This window comes from Legionella sp. MW5194 (assembly GCF_016864235.1).
Lineage (GTDB): Bacteria > Pseudomonadota > Gammaproteobacteria > Legionellales > Legionellaceae > Legionella_C.
Genome location: NZ_CP045732.1, coordinates 1,470,609 through 1,486,739 on the forward strand (window position 1 = coordinate 1,470,609; position 16,131 = coordinate 1,486,739).

Consider the following 16,131-nt stretch of genomic DNA (forward strand, 5'->3'; position numbering starts at 1 on the left):
CGTTTGCCCTGACTAATGCTAAGCTTGAGCTCTTTAAAATGCACGCGTGATGGAATGATTACGTTATCCCTACCTCCCCTCCAGGGGAACACCCTGGGCCTCGAGCCGCTTTTGCCCGCCCATGGCGAGGCATTGCGGCAGGCGGCAGATGATGAGCGCATCTGGACTTACATGCCGATGAAGGCCCAGGGCGACTTTTTTGAGCAATGGTTTTTAGACAACCTCAACAAACAGGCTGAACAGACGCAACTCACCTACGTCATTCGCCGCTTGAAAGACGAACGGGTACTTGGCAGCTACAGTTATTACGACATTGTCCCTGAGCATCGGCGCCTTGAAATCGGCTACGGCTGGTTGACGCCAGCGCTTTGGGGTGGGCGCGCCAATCATGAAGTGCTGGCGCTGATGTTTGCGCAGGCCTTTGAGCAATGGCAGTTTAACCGCATACAGGTGGCTACGGACCCACGCAACAAACGCTCATACAATAATTTAAAAAAACTGGGAGCTACCGAAGAGGGTGTTTTACGTCAACACATGATTCATCACCAGGGACTCATCACCGACACGGTGGTTTTCAGCCTGTTGGCTGATGACTGGCCCTTGATCAAGGCCCGTTTATGGCGTCGTTTGCAGACGGTAGCCAAAATTGACAGCCAGCATGGCAGGGATTAGTATGCTAGGCCGCCTTTTTATTACCGATACTGCAAGGAGCGCTTATGTCAAAATTCATTATTCCCGGTATTCTTTTTCTCTTTTCCTTGCACAATGCGGTGTGGGCGGACCGGATAGCCATTGTCGGCGGTGGTGCAGCCGGGGTTGTCAGTGCCTGGTTGCTTGAGCAGGATCACGAGATTACCCTCTATGAGTCACAGGATCGCCTGGGTGGACATGCCAACTCCATTGATGTTGAGGTTGACGGCAAAAAAATCGTGGTGGAAGCGGGGGCTGAATTTTTTAATCGCTATGCCTATCCGCATTTCATGCGCCTATTGAATTTTTATAAAATTCCGGTCAAGCCGTTTACACTGGTGACGACCTATTACGAAACCGACGGCAGTGAGTTAATCATCCTGCCTCCCTATCATGACGGTCAGGTGGAATGGCAGTCGCTGACGCCTGCCAACCTTAGAAAGATCATGAACCTGAAGGTCGTGCTGGATGTTGGTCATCATGTAATCGAAGAAAAAGACAGCGACTTAACGCTTGAGGCATTGGCTGATCATATTCACATCACCGACGTATTCAAAGACACCTTTTTATACCCTTTCCTGGCCGCTGGTTGGGGCGTGACCAGCGATGAGATACGGCAGTTCTCCGCTTTCAGCGTGCTGCAGTACATGGTGACCAGCTATGACAACAGCAGCAATGAATGGTTCGAAGTGGAAACCGGCTTGTCCAGTTATGTGAAGCGCCTGAGTCAGGATCTTAAGAAAAGCCGCGTTCAATTAAACAGCCGTATTGCCCAGATTACTTTTGAGCAGGGTGTGTATGTCATTGAGGAAGAAAACGGCACGCGCCGCGAATTCGATCACCTGGTTTTCGCCACCAATGCCAACACAGCGGCCCAATTGATGCGAGCCCTGCCCGAGCGTGAGGCACTGATGAAAACCTTGGCCAGAGTCAGGTATTACGATACCCAGATTGCTATTCATGGCGACAAGCGGTTTATGCCTCCGCAAGAAAAGGATTGGCGGGTAGCCAATGTCCGTTACAACGGGGTGAACGCGGCCATGACCATTTACAAAAAATGGAAGAGCAAGACCCCGGTTTTCAAAAGCTGGGTCACGCACGATATTCGTGCGCCGGGTGATAAAGGCAGTACCTTGCCTAAAAACCTCTATGCCTTGATTAAATACCAGCATCCCTACACTGACAAGGATTTTTTTGCAGCGCAAAAAGCAGCGCAGGCTGAGCAGGGACAGTACAATCTCTGGTTTGCCGGCATGTGGATGAATGACATTGGTTCTCATGAGGATGCGATTGTGTCCGCCATTCACATCGCACAACGGCTGGCGCCAAACAGTGCCCGTTTGCAAATTTTACAGGATTAAAGGTTGCAGCGGAATTAAGAATAGAGTAAATCTTTTTAGAGAAAGGTATCGCAACGTTTGATGCAGGACGAGTAACCAGTCAGGAGGTTGGATGAGTGAGGTAAGGGATTACCGGGAAGCCAGGGCGCAGTTTCATCACTGGGAAACCCAATTGAAGGATAATTTGCTGCGGCCCGATTCGTCGCTCATGCACACCTACCAATGTTATTTTGCAAAGGATCCCGAATTCATTCAGCGACTTAAGGCATATGCCGATCGTATTCCCGGGCTTGAGACGGTAGTTATGGAGAATAACAAGGACAATAACCTGCCTGCGGTTGAACATTACAATGCCTTTGGTGAGCGCGCCGATCGGGTCATTCATCATCCTTCCTATGTGGACGCGGGTAATATCATTTACGGTTCTGGCCTGATGGCTTACCTGTTGCAACCGGGTGAAATGCTTAAAACCCTAAGCCTCTTTTTGTTATCCTCTCATGCGGGCGAAGCGGGGCATCATTGCCCCATTGCCTGTTCCGCCGGGGTTATCCGCGTGCTGAATCAGCAGGCCAATGTGCCTGAAACCGCTGATTTTCTTGACAAATTAAGCCATCCTTCTTTTTCCGACAATTTTACCGGTGCGCAGTTTCTTACCGAGATTCAGGGTGGTTCCGATGTCGGCGCTAATGCCTGCCGGGCGTATCAGGACGAAGGGAAACAATGGCGAATTGAAGGCGAGAAATGGTTTTGTTCCAATGCCAATGCCGATTTAATTTTATTAACCGCGCGTTACGATGACGGCATTGCGGGTACGAAGGGGCTGGGTTTGTTTCTGGTGCCGCAACGCCTGCCGGATGGCCGCCTCAATCACTACCGTATTCGACGCCTCAAACAGAAAATCGGCACCCGCTCCATGGCGACAGGAGAAATTGATTTTGAGCAGGCGGTGGCTTACCCCATGGGAGAGGTGCAGCAGGGCATTCATCTGGTGATGGAGAACGTTCTGCATTTATCCCGTATCTTTAACGCCTTCTCGGTGCTGGGTATGGCGAGGCGGGCCTGCCAGACCGCTTATTATTATGCCTGTAATCGGCAATCTTTTGGTAAGCCCCTGATTCATTATCCTTTAGTCAAGGAAACGCTTGCTCATATCCAGGCTGAAAACACGGCCATGATGGCCAGTATTTTTCATATGGTGCGTTGTCAGGATGAGCTGGATGCATCAGATCATGTGGATACCAGGGACAAATTGTTGCTTCGAACACTCGCCAATATCAATAAGTACTTTACCGCCAAGCGATCGGTGGAAAACATTCATCACTGCCTGGATATTCTGGCTGGCAATGGCACCATCGAAACGTTTTCTTCACTGCCAAGACTGTTGCGCGACTGTATTGTGTGTGAGAACTGGGAAGGAACACACTTTACACTGTGGATGCAGATTTTAAAAGACATTCATAAACTGAATGTGGATGACATTCTGTTTGCCCACCTGTCGCAGTTACTCACCCCGCTTGGTGAGGTGGGCAATGCCTTGTTTGGCTTAAGCCTCAAAGGGTTAATCGAGGATACTCGCCGTCTCAAAACCCTGCCCATGGATGAGCAAACCCTGTTGATTGGTCCCGTGGTGGAAGAAATGGCGGTACTGACAGCGGCTGTGACGTTGGCCAGGGAATTACAGGCTAACGAAGCGCCGTCGTCGAAATCCTCAGCCCTGACCTTGTTTATTCATAAATACCTGCACAAGGAGTATCAGGTCGACAAAAAATACCTGGATCTGCTGGATGATGTGTTGGGGGGTATGTAATGAAGTCATGGGTGCAATGGCTGCTTGGTCTGTGGATGCTGGTGTGGATTTTACCCGTTCAAGCCAATTTAAAAGTGGGGACTGTCTATTTCTATCCGCCGTTTGTGACCGCCGCCAATAGTGGCTTTGATTTGGACATTATCCGCATTATCTGTGAAAAATTAAGACAGGATTGTGAAATTGTTCCCATGGATTACCATGAATTATTTACGGCATTAAAGCAGGGAACAATCGATATCGCCATTGGCGGCATTACCATTTATTCCAAAAACAGCGACAACCTCATCTACAGTCTCCCCTACATGATAAGCGCAGGGCAGTTTTTAATAAAAAGCGACAGCACCCTGGATGCCATCGCCCAATTGGCAGACAACAAGGTTGGGGTGATTCGCGGGGCAGAAGACGGAGGCGTTTTTTACCGATACCTTAAGGATACGTTTCCCGGCCAATTCAGCATCGAATTATACAATGACATGGAAGATTTGATTGAAGCACTGAAACACGGCGAAGTGGCAGCGGCTTTTTTTCATCAGTCGACGGCGGCGTACTGGGTGCAGAATGGCGGCGGGCAATTTAAGACCCTGGGTAAACCGATGCCGGTCGGCGATGGAATAGCCATCATGGCGTCGGCAAAAAATGCCACGTTAATCCAGCAAATTAACAGCCAAATTAAACAAATTGATCGCGATAGCCGCTATCTGGGTTTATACCAGACTTATTTTGGTGGCTTATAAGTGGAATAGCATTGATAATCAACAATATGTTCACAAAATTTACTATAATTTTAGTATAGAATGAGTTGGAGAACGACCATGACATCCACGTATTTTTTAGCCGCCGTCATCGGTTGGTATTTGGTGATTGTCAGCCTGATTGTCCTTTTGCGCCAACGTCTGATGGCAGGCCTTGTTTCGGACATACTAAGTCAGCGCGCCTTGTTGTTTTTTATGGGCCTGGTGAGTCTGGTGATCGGTTTGCTGTTAGTCATAAGCCATAACGTCTGGGTCATGGGCTGGCCTGTTATTATCACCCTTATTGGTTGGCTGGCCATTATCGCTGGAATTATCCGCATGGCTTTCCCGGATGTTTCGCTTCGCATGGGGCAATGGTGGCAGCGTCGTCCAGTGGCTTTCATGGTGATTGCCGTGGTTTATCTTCTGATTGGCCTGTTCCTGTTGTATCAGGTGTACGGCGCACGTTTAGGAGTGTAACGCCTCCCGGACGATGAGGTGGACAGGCCGCTCTCGCCACCATTGACAAAAATTACCGATCTCTTATCATGAACCTGTTTTCACCAGGGGTGCTTTGTCCTGACAAAGCTGAGACTTAACCCTTATAACCTGCTCTGGATAATGCCTGCGGAGGGAGTGTGAAAGATAAAGCCCTCTGTCATGGGCCTTGTCTGTCATTCCTCTTTGTTTGCTTATGGAGCATTTTAAACCAGGAGGATTGAATGTCAGTGCCATTTTACCAGTTGATGCTGGTAACCCATCGGCAGGCTTGTGCTCTCGATGACTACCTCCGTTTTGTAGAAACATGCGCCAGAGCCGGCGTAACCTCGGTGCAACTGCGTGAGAAAAAGGCCTCAGCGGCCTTTCTTTTTCGTTTTGCCGTCAAACTCAAAGCTTTGCTTTCACCCCTGCACATTCCCCTAATTATTAATGATCACATCGATCTGGCCTTAGCCGTCAATGCGGACGGGGTGCATCTGGGTGCGGACGACGGTTGTCCAGGAAAAGCCCGAAAGCAACTGGGTCATCATCGGATCATCGGCCTTTCACTGGAATCCATGGGGGACCTGGTGAAAGCCAATCAAGTCGACGCCGACTACGTGGCTGCGAGTGCGGTTTTTCCCACAAACAATAAAACCAATGTTCGACGGCATTGGGGGATTGAAGGCCTGCATCGGCTGGCTAAGCAATCGCGGCATCCTCTCATTGGTATCGGCGGCATTGATGCCGGCAATTTGAAAGCGGTTATGGCTGCCGGCGCGAGAGGTGTTGCTGTTATCGGGGCTATTCATGATGCGCCTGATCCCGTTCTGGCAATTCAGACACTTCGTGCATTACAACGTTAAGGAATTATTATGCATTATCAACTGGATACCCGGCTTAAGCGCTTGCGCGCTGAGAAGCCTTTGGTGCTCTGTTTAATGAATGCCGTCACCATGAATTTTGTAGCCAACAGCCTGCTGTCACTGGGGGCAGCGCCGATCATGTCACAGGCCGATGACGAGCTTGAGGCACTGGTTGCCATGTCACGGGCACTCTACGTCAATATTGGCACCCTGGACAGACAGTTCATTGAACGTATTGACAAAGCCTGCCGCCTTGCCACCATTCACCGGAAACCCATCATCCTGGATCCGGTGGGGGCAGGAGCCAGTCAAATCCGGACATTGACAGCTCGGCAACTTGCACCCCAGGCCGCCATCATTCGCGGTAATGCCAGTGAAATCATGGCGTTGATGGCAGATAAAAGCGTCAGCAAGGGAGTAGAAACGCTTCATTCAGTGGAGGCCGCATCTACCGCAGCAAGGAGTCTGTCGCAACAGACTTCAGCGATTGTCGTGGTCAGCGGTCCCGTTGATTTTATTACCGATGGCAGGCTTTGTTGCCATGTCGCCTATGGTTCACCGCTGATGCCGTTGGTCACGGGAATGGGGTGTGCCCTGACCGCCATCATTGCGGCTTTTGCCGCGATGGAAAGCACGTTTTACGAAGCCGCTGCTGCGGCTACAGCCTATGTCGGACTCTGCGGCCAGGCAGCTCATGGTTTGGCGAATGGGCCAGCCAGCTTTCAGAGCGCGTTCATTGATGCCCTGTATCAAACACCACTTGAGGAGAGGGATTATGCGCTGTAACACCCTGTCAATAGCCGGTTTTGATGGCTCCGGCGGCGCCGGGATTCAGGCGGATTTAAAAACCTTCGCCGCCTTTGGCTGTTATGGCATGACGGTACTCACGGCCCTGCCTGTACAAAATACCTGCGGGGTCAAATCCTGCTATGCCATTCCCCTTTCCTGCATTGAAGAGCAGTTGCAGGCCATTTTTGAGGACATTCGACCGCACAGCGTTAAAATCGGTATGCTTTTCTCCAGCGAAATCATTGAGTTGGTCGCCGCTTTCCTGAAAAAGCAGGCAGCGGACATCCCCATTGTACTTGATCCGGTGATGATTGCTAAAAGCGGGGATCCGTTATTGCAGGAGGAAGCGGTCAGGGCCTTAAAGGAGCAGCTGATTCCTGTCGTAGACGTCATCACCCCCAACCTGCCTGAAGCGGCCAAATTGACTGGCATGGAAGTGAACAGCACGTCGGACATGCCTTCCGTGGCCGCCCGGATTCAACAATTGGGAGTGAAAACGGTGCTAATTAAAGGCGGTCATTTGCAACAGGGCGATTGCCTGGATTTCTTTCTTGACGAGCAAGGCACGTCGCAATGGCTGCACAGTCCTCGCATCCAATCGAAAAACACACATGGCACAGGCTGTACCTTGTCAGCCGCCATTGCGGCGGGCCTTGCCAAAGGGCATCTGCCTCATGAGGCCTGCCTGCATGCCAAGGCCTATTTGTCGGGCGCCATTGCGGCCTCGGCAGGTCTGTCAATCGGCCAGGGGTTTGGGCCGGTTGATCATTTGTATGCTCTAAATGGAGAATTTTTTAATGAAACTGTCTGAAAAAGCCTGGCAAATGGCAACCCCGGTTATTCACAACATTCTTACGCATCCATTTAATCAGGCTCTGGCTAATGGAAGCCTGGCGTCATCCACCTTTGCCTATTACCTTGAGCAGGACAGTTTGTATCTTAAGGATTTTGCCCGTTGCCATGCACTGATTGCCGCGAAGAGTCCGCTGGCTTATGTCCGCCAGTTTTTAGGTTTTGCAGAATCTGTTTTTGTTGCCGAACAGGAAGTGGTGCACTGTTATTTTAAAAAGGAATTTGCTTTTAACGACACAGGCTTAGTCACGCCGGCCACCTTAAGCTATACCAGTTACCTGCTGCAGACCTGCAGCCTTTTGCCTGTTGAAGTCGCGGTAGCGGCAGTATTGCCCTGTTTTTGGGTTTATCGTGAAACCGGGTGCTCCATCGCCCGGGATGCCTGTGGCGATAATCCCTTTTCCCGCTGGATTGAAACTTACTCCAGCGAGGAATTTAGCCAGGCTGTCGATCAGGCAATCGCGATTTTTGATGCGTTGGCCGCTCAAGCCCCGGAGACGCTCAAAACGGCCATGCTCAGGGCATTCTATACCAGCACCTGCCTGGAATGGCATTTTTGGAATGATGCTTACCATCATCGGGTTTTTGATGCTTTTTAAGGCGGTGTGATGCGGCGTTTCCATAAGAGATAGCGGTAATTAAAATGAACATAATTTAGTAATTATCAAAGGAATAACTAATAAACATAATGTATAATAAATGTAATACTTTGCGTTTAGCCCAGCCTTATGGAAAGCAAACAAGAGATAACCACGCCATCACAAAAAGAGTTAGTCCACGCGATAGTGATGACCAAAAACAATTTACACAAACACCATCATGATATTACAGGCATTGTGTGGCCTGCAGATGTTATGAGGGTGATTTTGGGGTTAAAAGCAGAGAAACGGAATAAAAAACAATGGCCCTTCTACTATCAGGTGATTGAATACGAGCAAGATGAACGCGGAGAGATAGTGACTGAAAAAAACGAGGATCTTCTCCGATTAGTTCAATTTCTTACGACCAACGCGCACAAACTGCCTCCCGGGCTTCGTTTTCAATTGGCTGTGTTGCTTGATGGCCACTGGACTGTTGTTGATCATGTGGTCACTCCTAAAGGCATTTCCTGCTTTAACCTTGACGCAGTGATGGATAAACGGGCCCTGCAATTTTTTCGTAATTACATTATTCTTCTGGACAAGGCGAAAGTCTTGCATGCCTCCTACATGTATTATGTGAGTGTGCCTCAGTCACCCTTTGAGCGCACCCCAAAAGAAAAAGTGGAAAACATGATCCAGAAGGATTTGGTCAGTTGCGGTATTTTTATGGCGGATCACTTGTCGTTTTTATCCAGAACCAACGTATTTCATCATTTAAAAGCCATAGCAGGTGAACCGGCGTTTAAAACCCTGGGTCGAAACGACATCAGTCCACCGTTAGCGCCTATTTTCCGCTTGACCCAAAACAGGCATTTGCTCAAAAAATTGTCAGGGCAACAAATCGGAGCGCCAATCAGTAAAAAAGACCACCCTAAAACCTTAAAAGACGTTAAACAGCAGTTGCTAACCGAAGGCATCAAGCACAACGTCATTGCCAAGGGAGACAAGCTGCTCGATCAGGCTATTGTTGACTTAAAGAGCAGGGACCCGTCGGATATCACCGTGCTATTTGCCCGTGATTTAGTCGCCCAGCTGGCTGCTTATGTAAGCCATTATTCCCCAACCGTTAATCAGCTTGCAGGCCTCATCTACACCAGGATAGCGGATTGTAAAGGGATAGACGACAAGAGCGTGATGCAAATCATGGCAGCTATTCATCAGATTATTCTGGATGAGGACAGTGACATGAGCAGGCTTAAAGCGATCACCGGCTTGCTGCTTGCCCATTTGCCAAAAAACGATGTCAATTCGTCTCGTCTGATTGCCGCATCCATCTGCTTAACCGCCTTTCATATTCAGGATAATAATACCTTATGGGAATTTTATACCGCGATGATTGAACACCCAGGCAATACAGGACTCAACCAACATACCAATTCGTTTTTTAATAAGCCTACGAAGTTAACCCCTGCGTTGTCGACCTACATTGAAAAAGCAGTGAAAGTGCAATTGCTGATTAACGCGGTTAACGCCCTGCACCAGGGCTATGATTCGCCGCTCGATGCACTGACGGATAAGATGCAGCAGTTCATCAAAAAATCCCGGACGTTTGAGGTAAAGACCACCAAAAGTGAAAGCCTGTTGCAACAAATTATTCTGGCTGGCAGCGACAAATCAAAGCTACAGGCTATTGCGCTTGAGTTAGAAACAAATAAATCAGCGATTCTTTTGGAATTTGGTTTGGAAAGTGAGTCATTGTCATCTGAACAGTCCCTGACTCATCAGTAGTTGTCAATGCCCGATAAATGTGTCAAAACAGAAGTATCTCAAGCAGGGTATATCATGGAATGTTCACGCTTTTAAGAAAACTCAGGTTTTTATTTCTCTTTTTTGTTTTACTGCTCTTTTGCCTGACCAAAGCCGTGGAGGCACAGGTGAATTTGTGGCGTCTGACCGATTTTGTTCTGGTCATTCTCATTGTTACCAGCCTTGTGGTAATAGGCGAACAGGAGCATCGTTTATTGTTCTGGCTTACGGTGCTCGGCATATTGCAGGTGGCAAGCCAGATGATCATTAATGTCTGGGGGTCGCAATTGCCCATTGAGGCATTCAAATCTTTTCTCGCCATGGTTTTTTTCGTGTTGATGACCGTCGCCTGCTTACGTCTGACCCTTAAGGACGAGTCCATTAACATCACAACCCTGTTTGGATCGCTGTCGTCCTATGTCTTTATCGGTTTAGCCTTCGCCTATCTCTATCTTATGATTTATGTGCTCGATAATCAGTCCCTTTCCGGTTTACGGCCCCATGAGGAGGTGCGGGCAATTTACTATTCGTTTAGTACCCTGACTACCGTTGGGTTTGGGGATATTTTAGCCACCAAGCCTGTGATGCAGACCTTGACCTGGATGGAAGCTTTTTGTGGTCAGGCTTACATGGCTATTTTCATTTCACAACTGGTTGGGCGTTTTGTTGCAGAAAAAATGACCGAAAAGTCTTGAGTCAGCGGGATTGGGCTGCACGGTGTGCAGCCCATGAAGTCAATCCGACATTAGTTCATTTTAGCCTGGACTGTGGCGTCCTGCGCGTGATTTTCTTCATTGTCGTTTGGCAAGGGGGCCGTAACAATGTTTAAAAGATGGACTCCGAGATCGGCTAAGCTCACAGGAATCGGCAGTACCTTGTTGCCAGTAACCAGTGAGCCAATTAGATTGGACTCCTGGCCGGCATTGAATAATAAAGCGGCCCCTTTTTCCAGGTCAGTGGCATTCTCGCGCATACTTAACAGGGTAAACCCATGGGTACAAAGATCAAAGAAAAACAGCGCAGTGTGTTCATGTGGATTAGTGTAGAGCTGGTACAATGAGGCAAGTAAAGCGGCTGAATTTAAGCCCGTTTTAACCTTACCAACGTTCACATAGTCTTTAAACATTCCCAATTTAGATAACATGGTAATTCTTCAAAACAATTAAGGAAGGGGCAATTAAACCTTTTTTACGGAAAAAAGCAAGCTCCATTTTGACGGAATGAGGCATAAAAGCCTTTATCCGGCCTCAGCAGTCTTAAATTTAGGCTATAATTCTTTAAATACTTATGGAAACAGCAACATAGCCTAAGGAGTCTGCATGGAAGTCAAGGCGTTTCAGTATGTTGAAGACAAAGGATGGAGTGTCGATCACTTCCCGGAACTGGATTCTGAGCAGTCCCTTATCATTGTATTCGCCGCCCCGGATTTTTACAACAACCCAGCCCCCATTAAGGAATTGGCGTCGTTTTATAAGAAAGCCAAAATGATTGGGTGTTCCACCGCGGGTGAAATTTTCGGACCCAGTATTTTTGACAAAAGCCTCTCGGTGGTCATTATTCAATTTGATAAAACCCCAATTCAGATTGCCAAGGCAGAAGTCAAAAATAACCAGGACTCCTTTGCTGCAGGCAAACACATTGCCGAACAACTGATGCGCGATGATTTGCAAAGTATTTTTGTCCTGTCCGACGGCTTAAAGGTTAATGGTTCGGATTTGGTCAAAGGGTTGAATTCGCAAGGGAAGGGGATGCTCATCTCGGGAGGCCTGGCAGGCGACAGCAGCGCTTTTAAAAACACCTGGACTATTTTTAACGGCGAAATCATCACCGATCATATTGTGGCAGTCGGTTTTTATGGCGAACACATTACCATAGCCCATGCGTCCAAAGGCGGTTGGGATATTTTTGGGCCCGCGCGTCATATCACGCGATCTGAGCAAAATATCCTTTATGAACTGGATAACCAGCCAGCCTTGTCCCTGTATAAGGAATACCTGGGTGAACGTGCGGCCGAACTGCCGGCCTCGGGTTTATTGTTCCCTTTGGCCATCTGGGACCACGCTGAAAAAGATGCGACCCCGGTGGTGCGCACCATCCTTGGGATCGATGAGAAGGAAAATGCCCTGATTTTTGCGGGCGACATGCCGGTTGGGTATTACGCGCAATTGATGCGTGCCAATTTTGACCGGCTGATTAACAGCGCCAGTGAAGCGGGTGAAATAGTCAAGAACAGTGTTTTTGTCCAGCAACCCTCAGACAAAGATCATGTGGTCACCATCAGTATCAGTTGTGTTGGCCGACGGCTATTGCTTGGAGAGCGTACCGAAGAAGAAACGGAATCGACCTTTGAAGCCTTTCCTAATGGCACAACCCAGGTCGGGTTTTATTCGTATGGAGAATTATCGCCACTGGCTTCCGGCGAGTGTCGATTGCATAACCAGACCATGACGCTGACCACGTTTATGGAGAAATAAAGCCTTGGATGGGGAAGAAATGGAACTGCACAAGTTACTCACTCGCCAATTGAACCGCACCGAGTGCAAGGTTGATACGCCGCCCAGGGACATCCACCATTGGGAGGAATTTCTTTCCCGCATAAATAAAACATACCAGGAAACCGACATGGAGCGTTACATGCTGGAACGCTCCATGGACCTCTCTTCGCGCGAGATGATGATGTTGAATCAACGCCTGGAGAACGCGCAGAAAATAGCCAAATTGTGCTACTGGCATTATGACTATGAAACGCAGCATGTGACCTGGTCTAAAGAAATTTACAATCTGTCGGCCTTGCCGGTTGGCCATAACAGCCGTGATGATTTTATGGCGATCGTCCATCCCGATGATCGCGACAAACTGCTTGAACTTGTTGAGCGCGCCATCCATCAGCGCATCAACTACGAGTATGACATGCGGGTTCTCAACAGTGAAGGGCAATACGGCTGGTTTCGCACGGTAGCCCATTGCCTTGATGATCCCATGAAACTGGCAGGGGTGCTGATTGATGTTACCGGCAGTAAAAAAGCCGAGGCGAAGATTAAGGAATTAAACCAGAAATTATTAGTCAGCGCGCGCCGTGCCGGTATGTCAGAGATTGCAACGTTTATTCTGCATAACATTGGCAATGTGTTAAACAGCCTCAACATTTCCCTGGGCAGCTTAAAAGAGAGCATGGAACAGCCCTATTGTGAAAAACTGAAAAAAATAACCGCATTGATCGAGGAAAATCGCCATCACCTCGGGGAATTTTTAACCGAAGACGAAAAGGGCCGATTAATTCCCGATTACTTGGTTGCACTCAGTGACATGATTAGGAAACAAAATGAGAGTAATCAGGAGGAACTCGTAAGCATTGAAAATAACCTGCAGCACATCAAGGACATTGTTGCCATGCAACAGACCTTTGGCGGGGTGTCTGGCGTGGATGAACGGGTACTCCTGTCTGAACAATTGGAAACCACCCTGCAGATGTTGGTGCATCCTCACAAAGACAAGGCGCTGACTATCCATAAACAGTTCATTCCCGGTGCCTATGTGGTGACAGATCGCTCAAAATTACTGCAGATTTTAATTAATCTGGTTCAGAATGCCAAGGAGTCGGTTTACAGCAATACAGACGAGCAGGAAAAAAGAGTCGAATTAATCATTGAAAAGGATGAGACTAATTACGTCATCCGGGTCATTGATAACGGTGATGGTATTTTACCGGAAAACCTCAATCGTATTTTTTCCTTTGGGTTCACCACCAAGAAGGATGGGCATGGGTTTGGTCTGCACAGCAGCGCCATTGCTGCCCAAAACATTGGAGGCTCTCTGGCTGCCCGCAGTGACGGTCCTGGCAAGGGGGCGGAGTTTATTTTGACACTGCCGATTAAGCGGGCACAGGATGGAGCGATATTCAATGAATAACATCGCCTTACGCCTAATGATCATTGACGATAATCCCGCCATCCATCAGGATTTTATCAAGGTATTAACGGGTAACACCCGTACACGATCGTTTACTGAACTCGATCAGGAACTTTTTGGCGGCAATGAGGATAATCAACAGAACAAAGAAGCCTTGCTGCCTCAATTTATTATCGACACCTCCGAACAGGGGCAGGAGGGTGTTGAAAAAATTAAAAAGGCCCTGGCTGAAGGCAAACAATATGCACTGGCTTTCGTGGACATCCGTATGCCCCCCGGTTGGGATGGTCTCGAAACAATAAAACAAATCTGGAAAGTGGATAAAGACATCCAGGTGGTGATTTGCACAGCGTATTCCGATTATACCTGGGATGAGACAGTTCAGAAGCTTGGTATCAGCGATAATCTTCTGGTGCTTAAAAAACCATTTGATAAAGTGGCTGTTCGTCAATTAGCCTGTGCCTTGACGCGTAAATGGCTTCTGGCGAAAGAATCCAGAGTGCATACGGAGCAATTGCACCAATTGGTTTGCGAACGTACCCAATCCCTGCAGCACTCGCTTTCCCTGTTAAGAGCCACCATTGAATCCTCCACTGATGGCATTATGGTGGTCGACCTGAACGGTAAAATCATTGATTACAACAGTCAGTTCCTCAAGATATGGAATATACCGAAAAACCTAATTGAATTAAAAGAAGAAAACCAGATCATCGATCACATTGCCAGGATACTTTACACCCCCAATGAATACCTGAGTCTGCATAAGCAGCTGGTTGAGCACAGGGAAGGGACGGGTCTTAAAATTATCAAAGTGAAGGAAAACCGGATTATTGAGTGCTATTCGCAGCCCCACTGTGTTAATACTGAAACCGTGGGACGGGTCTGGAGTTTCCGCGACATCACCGACAGGGCTTTGCTGGAGCAGAAGCTGGAATACCAGGCAATGCATGATTCATTGACGGGTCTGCCTAATCGTATTCTGCTGGATGACCGTATTCGACAGGCCATCGCCAATGGCGGGCGTTACAATAAATTTTTTGCCGTCCTTTTTCTTGATCTCGATCGTTTCAAACTGGTTAATGACAGCCTGGGCCATGAGTTTGGTGATAAACTGTTAAAGTCCATTGCCAAACGCCTGTCGTCGCTTATTCGCTCTGAAGACACGTTAGCGCGGCTAGGGGGCGATGAGTTTGTTTTGGTGATACCGGGTTTAAAAAACCCGGAAGACAGTGCTTCCATTGCCCAGAAAATCCTGACGTCCTTTAATCGGTCATTTCATATCGCCAGTCGTGAAATCAATATCGTTGCCAGTATGGGAATCAGCGTATACCCCACAAATGGCAAAACAGCAACCACGCTGTTAAAAAATGCAGACATTGCCATGTATGAAGCCAAGGAAAAAGGCGGTTCACAATTTAAGTTTTACACCAGCAAATTAAATCAGCAATTATGCAGGCAGGTGCAATTGGAAACGGATCTTCGCAATGCGTTGCTGAGGAAAGAATTTTTCCTGCTTTACCAGCCGCAGTTTAACCTGAAAGACCGAAAGTTGCAGGCGGTTGAAGCCCTGCTGCGTTGGCAGCACCCAAAGCGTGGATTGGTGTTGCCTATAGATTTTATCCCTTTTGCGGAGGAATCCGGGTTAATTGTACCCATAGGCGAATGGGTTATCGAGGAAGTCTGTCGTCAGATTAATGCCTGGAAGGAGAGTGGGTTACCGAGTATCCGGGTGGCTGTTAATGTAGGAACCCAACAATTAAGGCAAAGCAATTTTGCATCAACAGTAAACAGACTGCTTAAGCAATACCGAATTGACCCGCAGTACATCGAAATCGAAATCACTGAAAACGTGATCATTGCCCACACGGAAATTCACCGCATGATTCAGCAGCTTAAAAAGCTGGGTGTTAAAATCGTTCTGGATGATTTTGGTACGGGCAATTCCAGCCTGAATTACTTGAAACGAATTCCATTCGATCGCTTGAAAATCGACCAATCGTTTGTCCAGAACATCAATAAATCGCGCAGCGATGAGGTCATTATTGAGGCCATCATTGCCATGGCGCGCAGTTTAAACTTTAAAGTGCTGGCAGAGGGAGTGGAAACACAACATCAAATGGAATTTTTAGCCGGCCAACATTGCGATGAGGTACAGGGGTATCTGTTGAGCCGCCCTGTGTCTGCTGAGACTGTCAACCAGATTTTAAGCGATGAAATAACACAGAATAAAAAGATCAAAAAGAAAAAAAGGGTCAAACGGTTGGATGAGAAATAATGGCT

15 protein-coding genes and 1 riboswitch are annotated in these 16,131 nt (G+C 48.1%); of the genes, 14 read left to right on the plus strand and 1 reads right to left on the minus strand.

What is annotated here, in order from left to right; all coding sequences use genetic code 11:
- The first annotated feature begins 54 nt into the window (after positions 1-54).
- From GH742_RS06870 to GH742_RS06920, 11 genes are all read left to right on the plus strand, one after another.
- The gene (locus GH742_RS06870) at positions 55-672 is read left to right on the plus strand and encodes a GNAT family N-acetyltransferase (protein WP_203456679.1); all 618 of its coding nucleotides are present in this window, start codon (positions 55-57) and stop codon (positions 670-672) included.
- Between the two features lie 44 nt (positions 673-716).
- Positions 717-2,051 carry an FAD-dependent oxidoreductase gene (locus GH742_RS06875; protein ID WP_203456680.1) on the plus strand — a complete coding sequence of 445 codons (1,335 nt, stop codon included), beginning with the start codon at positions 717-719 and terminating at the stop codon, positions 2,049-2,051.
- 91 nt (positions 2,052-2,142) lie between these two features.
- A complete protein-coding gene (locus GH742_RS06880) occupies positions 2,143-3,837 on the plus strand; it encodes an acyl-CoA dehydrogenase family protein (RefSeq protein ID WP_203456681.1) in 1,695 nt (564 codons plus the stop codon).
- Positions 3,837-4,571 carry a transporter substrate-binding domain-containing protein gene (locus GH742_RS06885; RefSeq protein ID WP_203456682.1) on the plus strand — a complete coding sequence of 245 codons (735 nt, stop codon included), beginning with the start codon at positions 3,837-3,839 and terminating at the stop codon, positions 4,569-4,571. The genes GH742_RS06880 and GH742_RS06885 overlap by 1 nt, the downstream gene beginning before the upstream one ends.
- Before the next feature lie 78 nt (positions 4,572-4,649).
- Entirely contained in the window at positions 4,650-5,048 is a 399-nt protein-coding gene (locus GH742_RS06890) for a hypothetical protein (RefSeq protein ID WP_239005303.1), read from the plus strand.
- 75 nt (positions 5,049-5,123) lie between these two features.
- A riboswitch (TPP riboswitch) is annotated at positions 5,124-5,222 on the plus strand.
- 68 nt (positions 5,223-5,290) lie between these two features.
- Positions 5,291-5,914, plus strand: a complete 624-nt coding sequence (thiE, locus tag GH742_RS06895; RefSeq protein ID WP_203456684.1) for a thiamine phosphate synthase — start codon at positions 5,291-5,293, stop codon at positions 5,912-5,914.
- 9 nt (positions 5,915-5,923) lie between these two features.
- Entirely contained in the window at positions 5,924-6,700 is a 777-nt protein-coding gene (gene thiM, locus GH742_RS06900; RefSeq protein ID WP_203456685.1) for a hydroxyethylthiazole kinase, read from the plus strand.
- Positions 6,690-7,514, plus strand: coding sequence for a bifunctional hydroxymethylpyrimidine kinase/phosphomethylpyrimidine kinase (gene thiD / locus GH742_RS06905; protein WP_203456686.1), 825 nt, complete (start codon positions 6,690-6,692; stop codon positions 7,512-7,514). Before thiM ends, thiD begins: the two co-directional genes overlap by 11 nt.
- Positions 7,501-8,154: a TenA family protein gene (locus GH742_RS06910; protein ID WP_203456687.1), complete on the plus strand. Its 654-nt coding sequence runs from the start codon at positions 7,501-7,503 to the stop codon at positions 8,152-8,154. Before thiD ends, GH742_RS06910 begins: the two co-directional genes overlap by 14 nt.
- A gap of 129 nt (positions 8,155-8,283) precedes the next feature.
- On the plus strand, positions 8,284-9,924 hold the full coding sequence (locus tag GH742_RS06915) for a hypothetical protein (protein WP_203456688.1): 1,641 nt from the start codon (positions 8,284-8,286) through the stop codon (positions 9,922-9,924).
- A gap of 59 nt (positions 9,925-9,983) precedes the next feature.
- Complete coding sequence (locus tag GH742_RS06920; RefSeq protein ID WP_203456689.1) at positions 9,984-10,637, plus strand: two pore domain potassium channel family protein; 654 nt, start codon at positions 9,984-9,986, stop codon at positions 10,635-10,637.
- 50 nt (positions 10,638-10,687) lie between these two features.
- Here GH742_RS06920 and GH742_RS06925 read toward each other — a convergent pair whose 3' ends face one another.
- Complete coding sequence (locus GH742_RS06925; RefSeq protein WP_203456690.1) at positions 10,688-11,086, minus strand: hypothetical protein; 399 nt, start codon at positions 11,084-11,086, stop codon at positions 10,688-10,690.
- A 175-nt stretch (positions 11,087-11,261) separates the two neighbouring features.
- Here GH742_RS06925 and GH742_RS06930 point away from each other — a divergent pair, with 175 nt between their 5' ends.
- From GH742_RS06930 to GH742_RS06940, 3 genes are read left to right on the plus strand one after another with little or no spacing between them, the layout of a single operon-like run.
- Positions 11,262-12,416: an FIST signal transduction protein gene (locus tag GH742_RS06930; protein WP_203456691.1), complete on the plus strand. Its 1,155-nt coding sequence runs from the start codon at positions 11,262-11,264 to the stop codon at positions 12,414-12,416.
- Positions 12,417-12,435: 19 nt separating this feature from the next.
- Positions 12,436-13,851 (plus strand): sensor histidine kinase, encoded by a 1,416-nt coding sequence (locus GH742_RS06935; protein WP_203456692.1) that lies wholly within the window; start codon positions 12,436-12,438, stop codon positions 13,849-13,851.
- Positions 13,844-16,126 (plus strand): EAL domain-containing protein, encoded by a 2,283-nt coding sequence (locus GH742_RS06940; protein WP_203456693.1) that lies wholly within the window; start codon positions 13,844-13,846, stop codon positions 16,124-16,126. Before GH742_RS06935 ends, GH742_RS06940 begins: the two co-directional genes overlap by 8 nt.
- Positions 16,127-16,131: the final 5 nt, after the last annotated feature.

What these genes read in the sequence shown, in the direction of transcription:
- GH742_RS06940 (WP_203456693.1), top strand. Translation starts at nt 13,844, where the DNA reads ATGAATAACATCGCCTTACGCCTAATGATCATTGACGATAATCCCGCC.
- thiE (WP_203456684.1), top strand. Translation starts at nt 5,291, where the DNA reads ATGTCAGTGCCATTTTACCAGTTGATGCTGGTAACCCATCGGCAGGCT.
- GH742_RS06935 (WP_203456692.1), top strand. Translation starts at nt 12,436, where the DNA reads ATGGAACTGCACAAGTTACTCACTCGCCAATTGAACCGCACCGAGTGC.
- GH742_RS06870 (WP_203456679.1), top strand. Translation starts at nt 55, where the DNA reads ATGATTACGTTATCCCTACCTCCCCTCCAGGGGAACACCCTGGGCCTC.
- GH742_RS06880 (WP_203456681.1), top strand. Translation starts at nt 2,143, where the DNA reads ATGAGTGAGGTAAGGGATTACCGGGAAGCCAGGGCGCAGTTTCATCAC.
- GH742_RS06910 (WP_203456687.1), top strand. Translation starts at nt 7,501, where the DNA reads ATGAAACTGTCTGAAAAAGCCTGGCAAATGGCAACCCCGGTTATTCAC.
- GH742_RS06915 (WP_203456688.1), top strand. Translation starts at nt 8,284, where the DNA reads ATGGAAAGCAAACAAGAGATAACCACGCCATCACAAAAAGAGTTAGTC.
- GH742_RS06930 (WP_203456691.1), top strand. Translation starts at nt 11,262, where the DNA reads ATGGAAGTCAAGGCGTTTCAGTATGTTGAAGACAAAGGATGGAGTGTC.
- thiM (WP_203456685.1), top strand. Translation starts at nt 5,924, where the DNA reads ATGCATTATCAACTGGATACCCGGCTTAAGCGCTTGCGCGCTGAGAAG.
- GH742_RS06920 (WP_203456689.1), top strand. Translation starts at nt 9,984, where the DNA reads ATGTTCACGCTTTTAAGAAAACTCAGGTTTTTATTTCTCTTTTTTGTT.
- GH742_RS06875 (WP_203456680.1), top strand. Translation starts at nt 717, where the DNA reads ATGTCAAAATTCATTATTCCCGGTATTCTTTTTCTCTTTTCCTTGCAC.
- GH742_RS06885 (WP_203456682.1), top strand. Translation starts at nt 3,837, where the DNA reads ATGAAGTCATGGGTGCAATGGCTGCTTGGTCTGTGGATGCTGGTGTGG.
- GH742_RS06890 (WP_239005303.1), top strand. Translation starts at nt 4,650, where the DNA reads ATGACATCCACGTATTTTTTAGCCGCCGTCATCGGTTGGTATTTGGTG.
- thiD (WP_203456686.1), top strand. Translation starts at nt 6,690, where the DNA reads ATGCGCTGTAACACCCTGTCAATAGCCGGTTTTGATGGCTCCGGCGGC.
- GH742_RS06925 (WP_203456690.1), bottom strand. Translation starts at nt 11,086, where the DNA reads ATGTTATCTAAATTGGGAATGTTTAAAGACTATGTGAACGTTGGTAAG.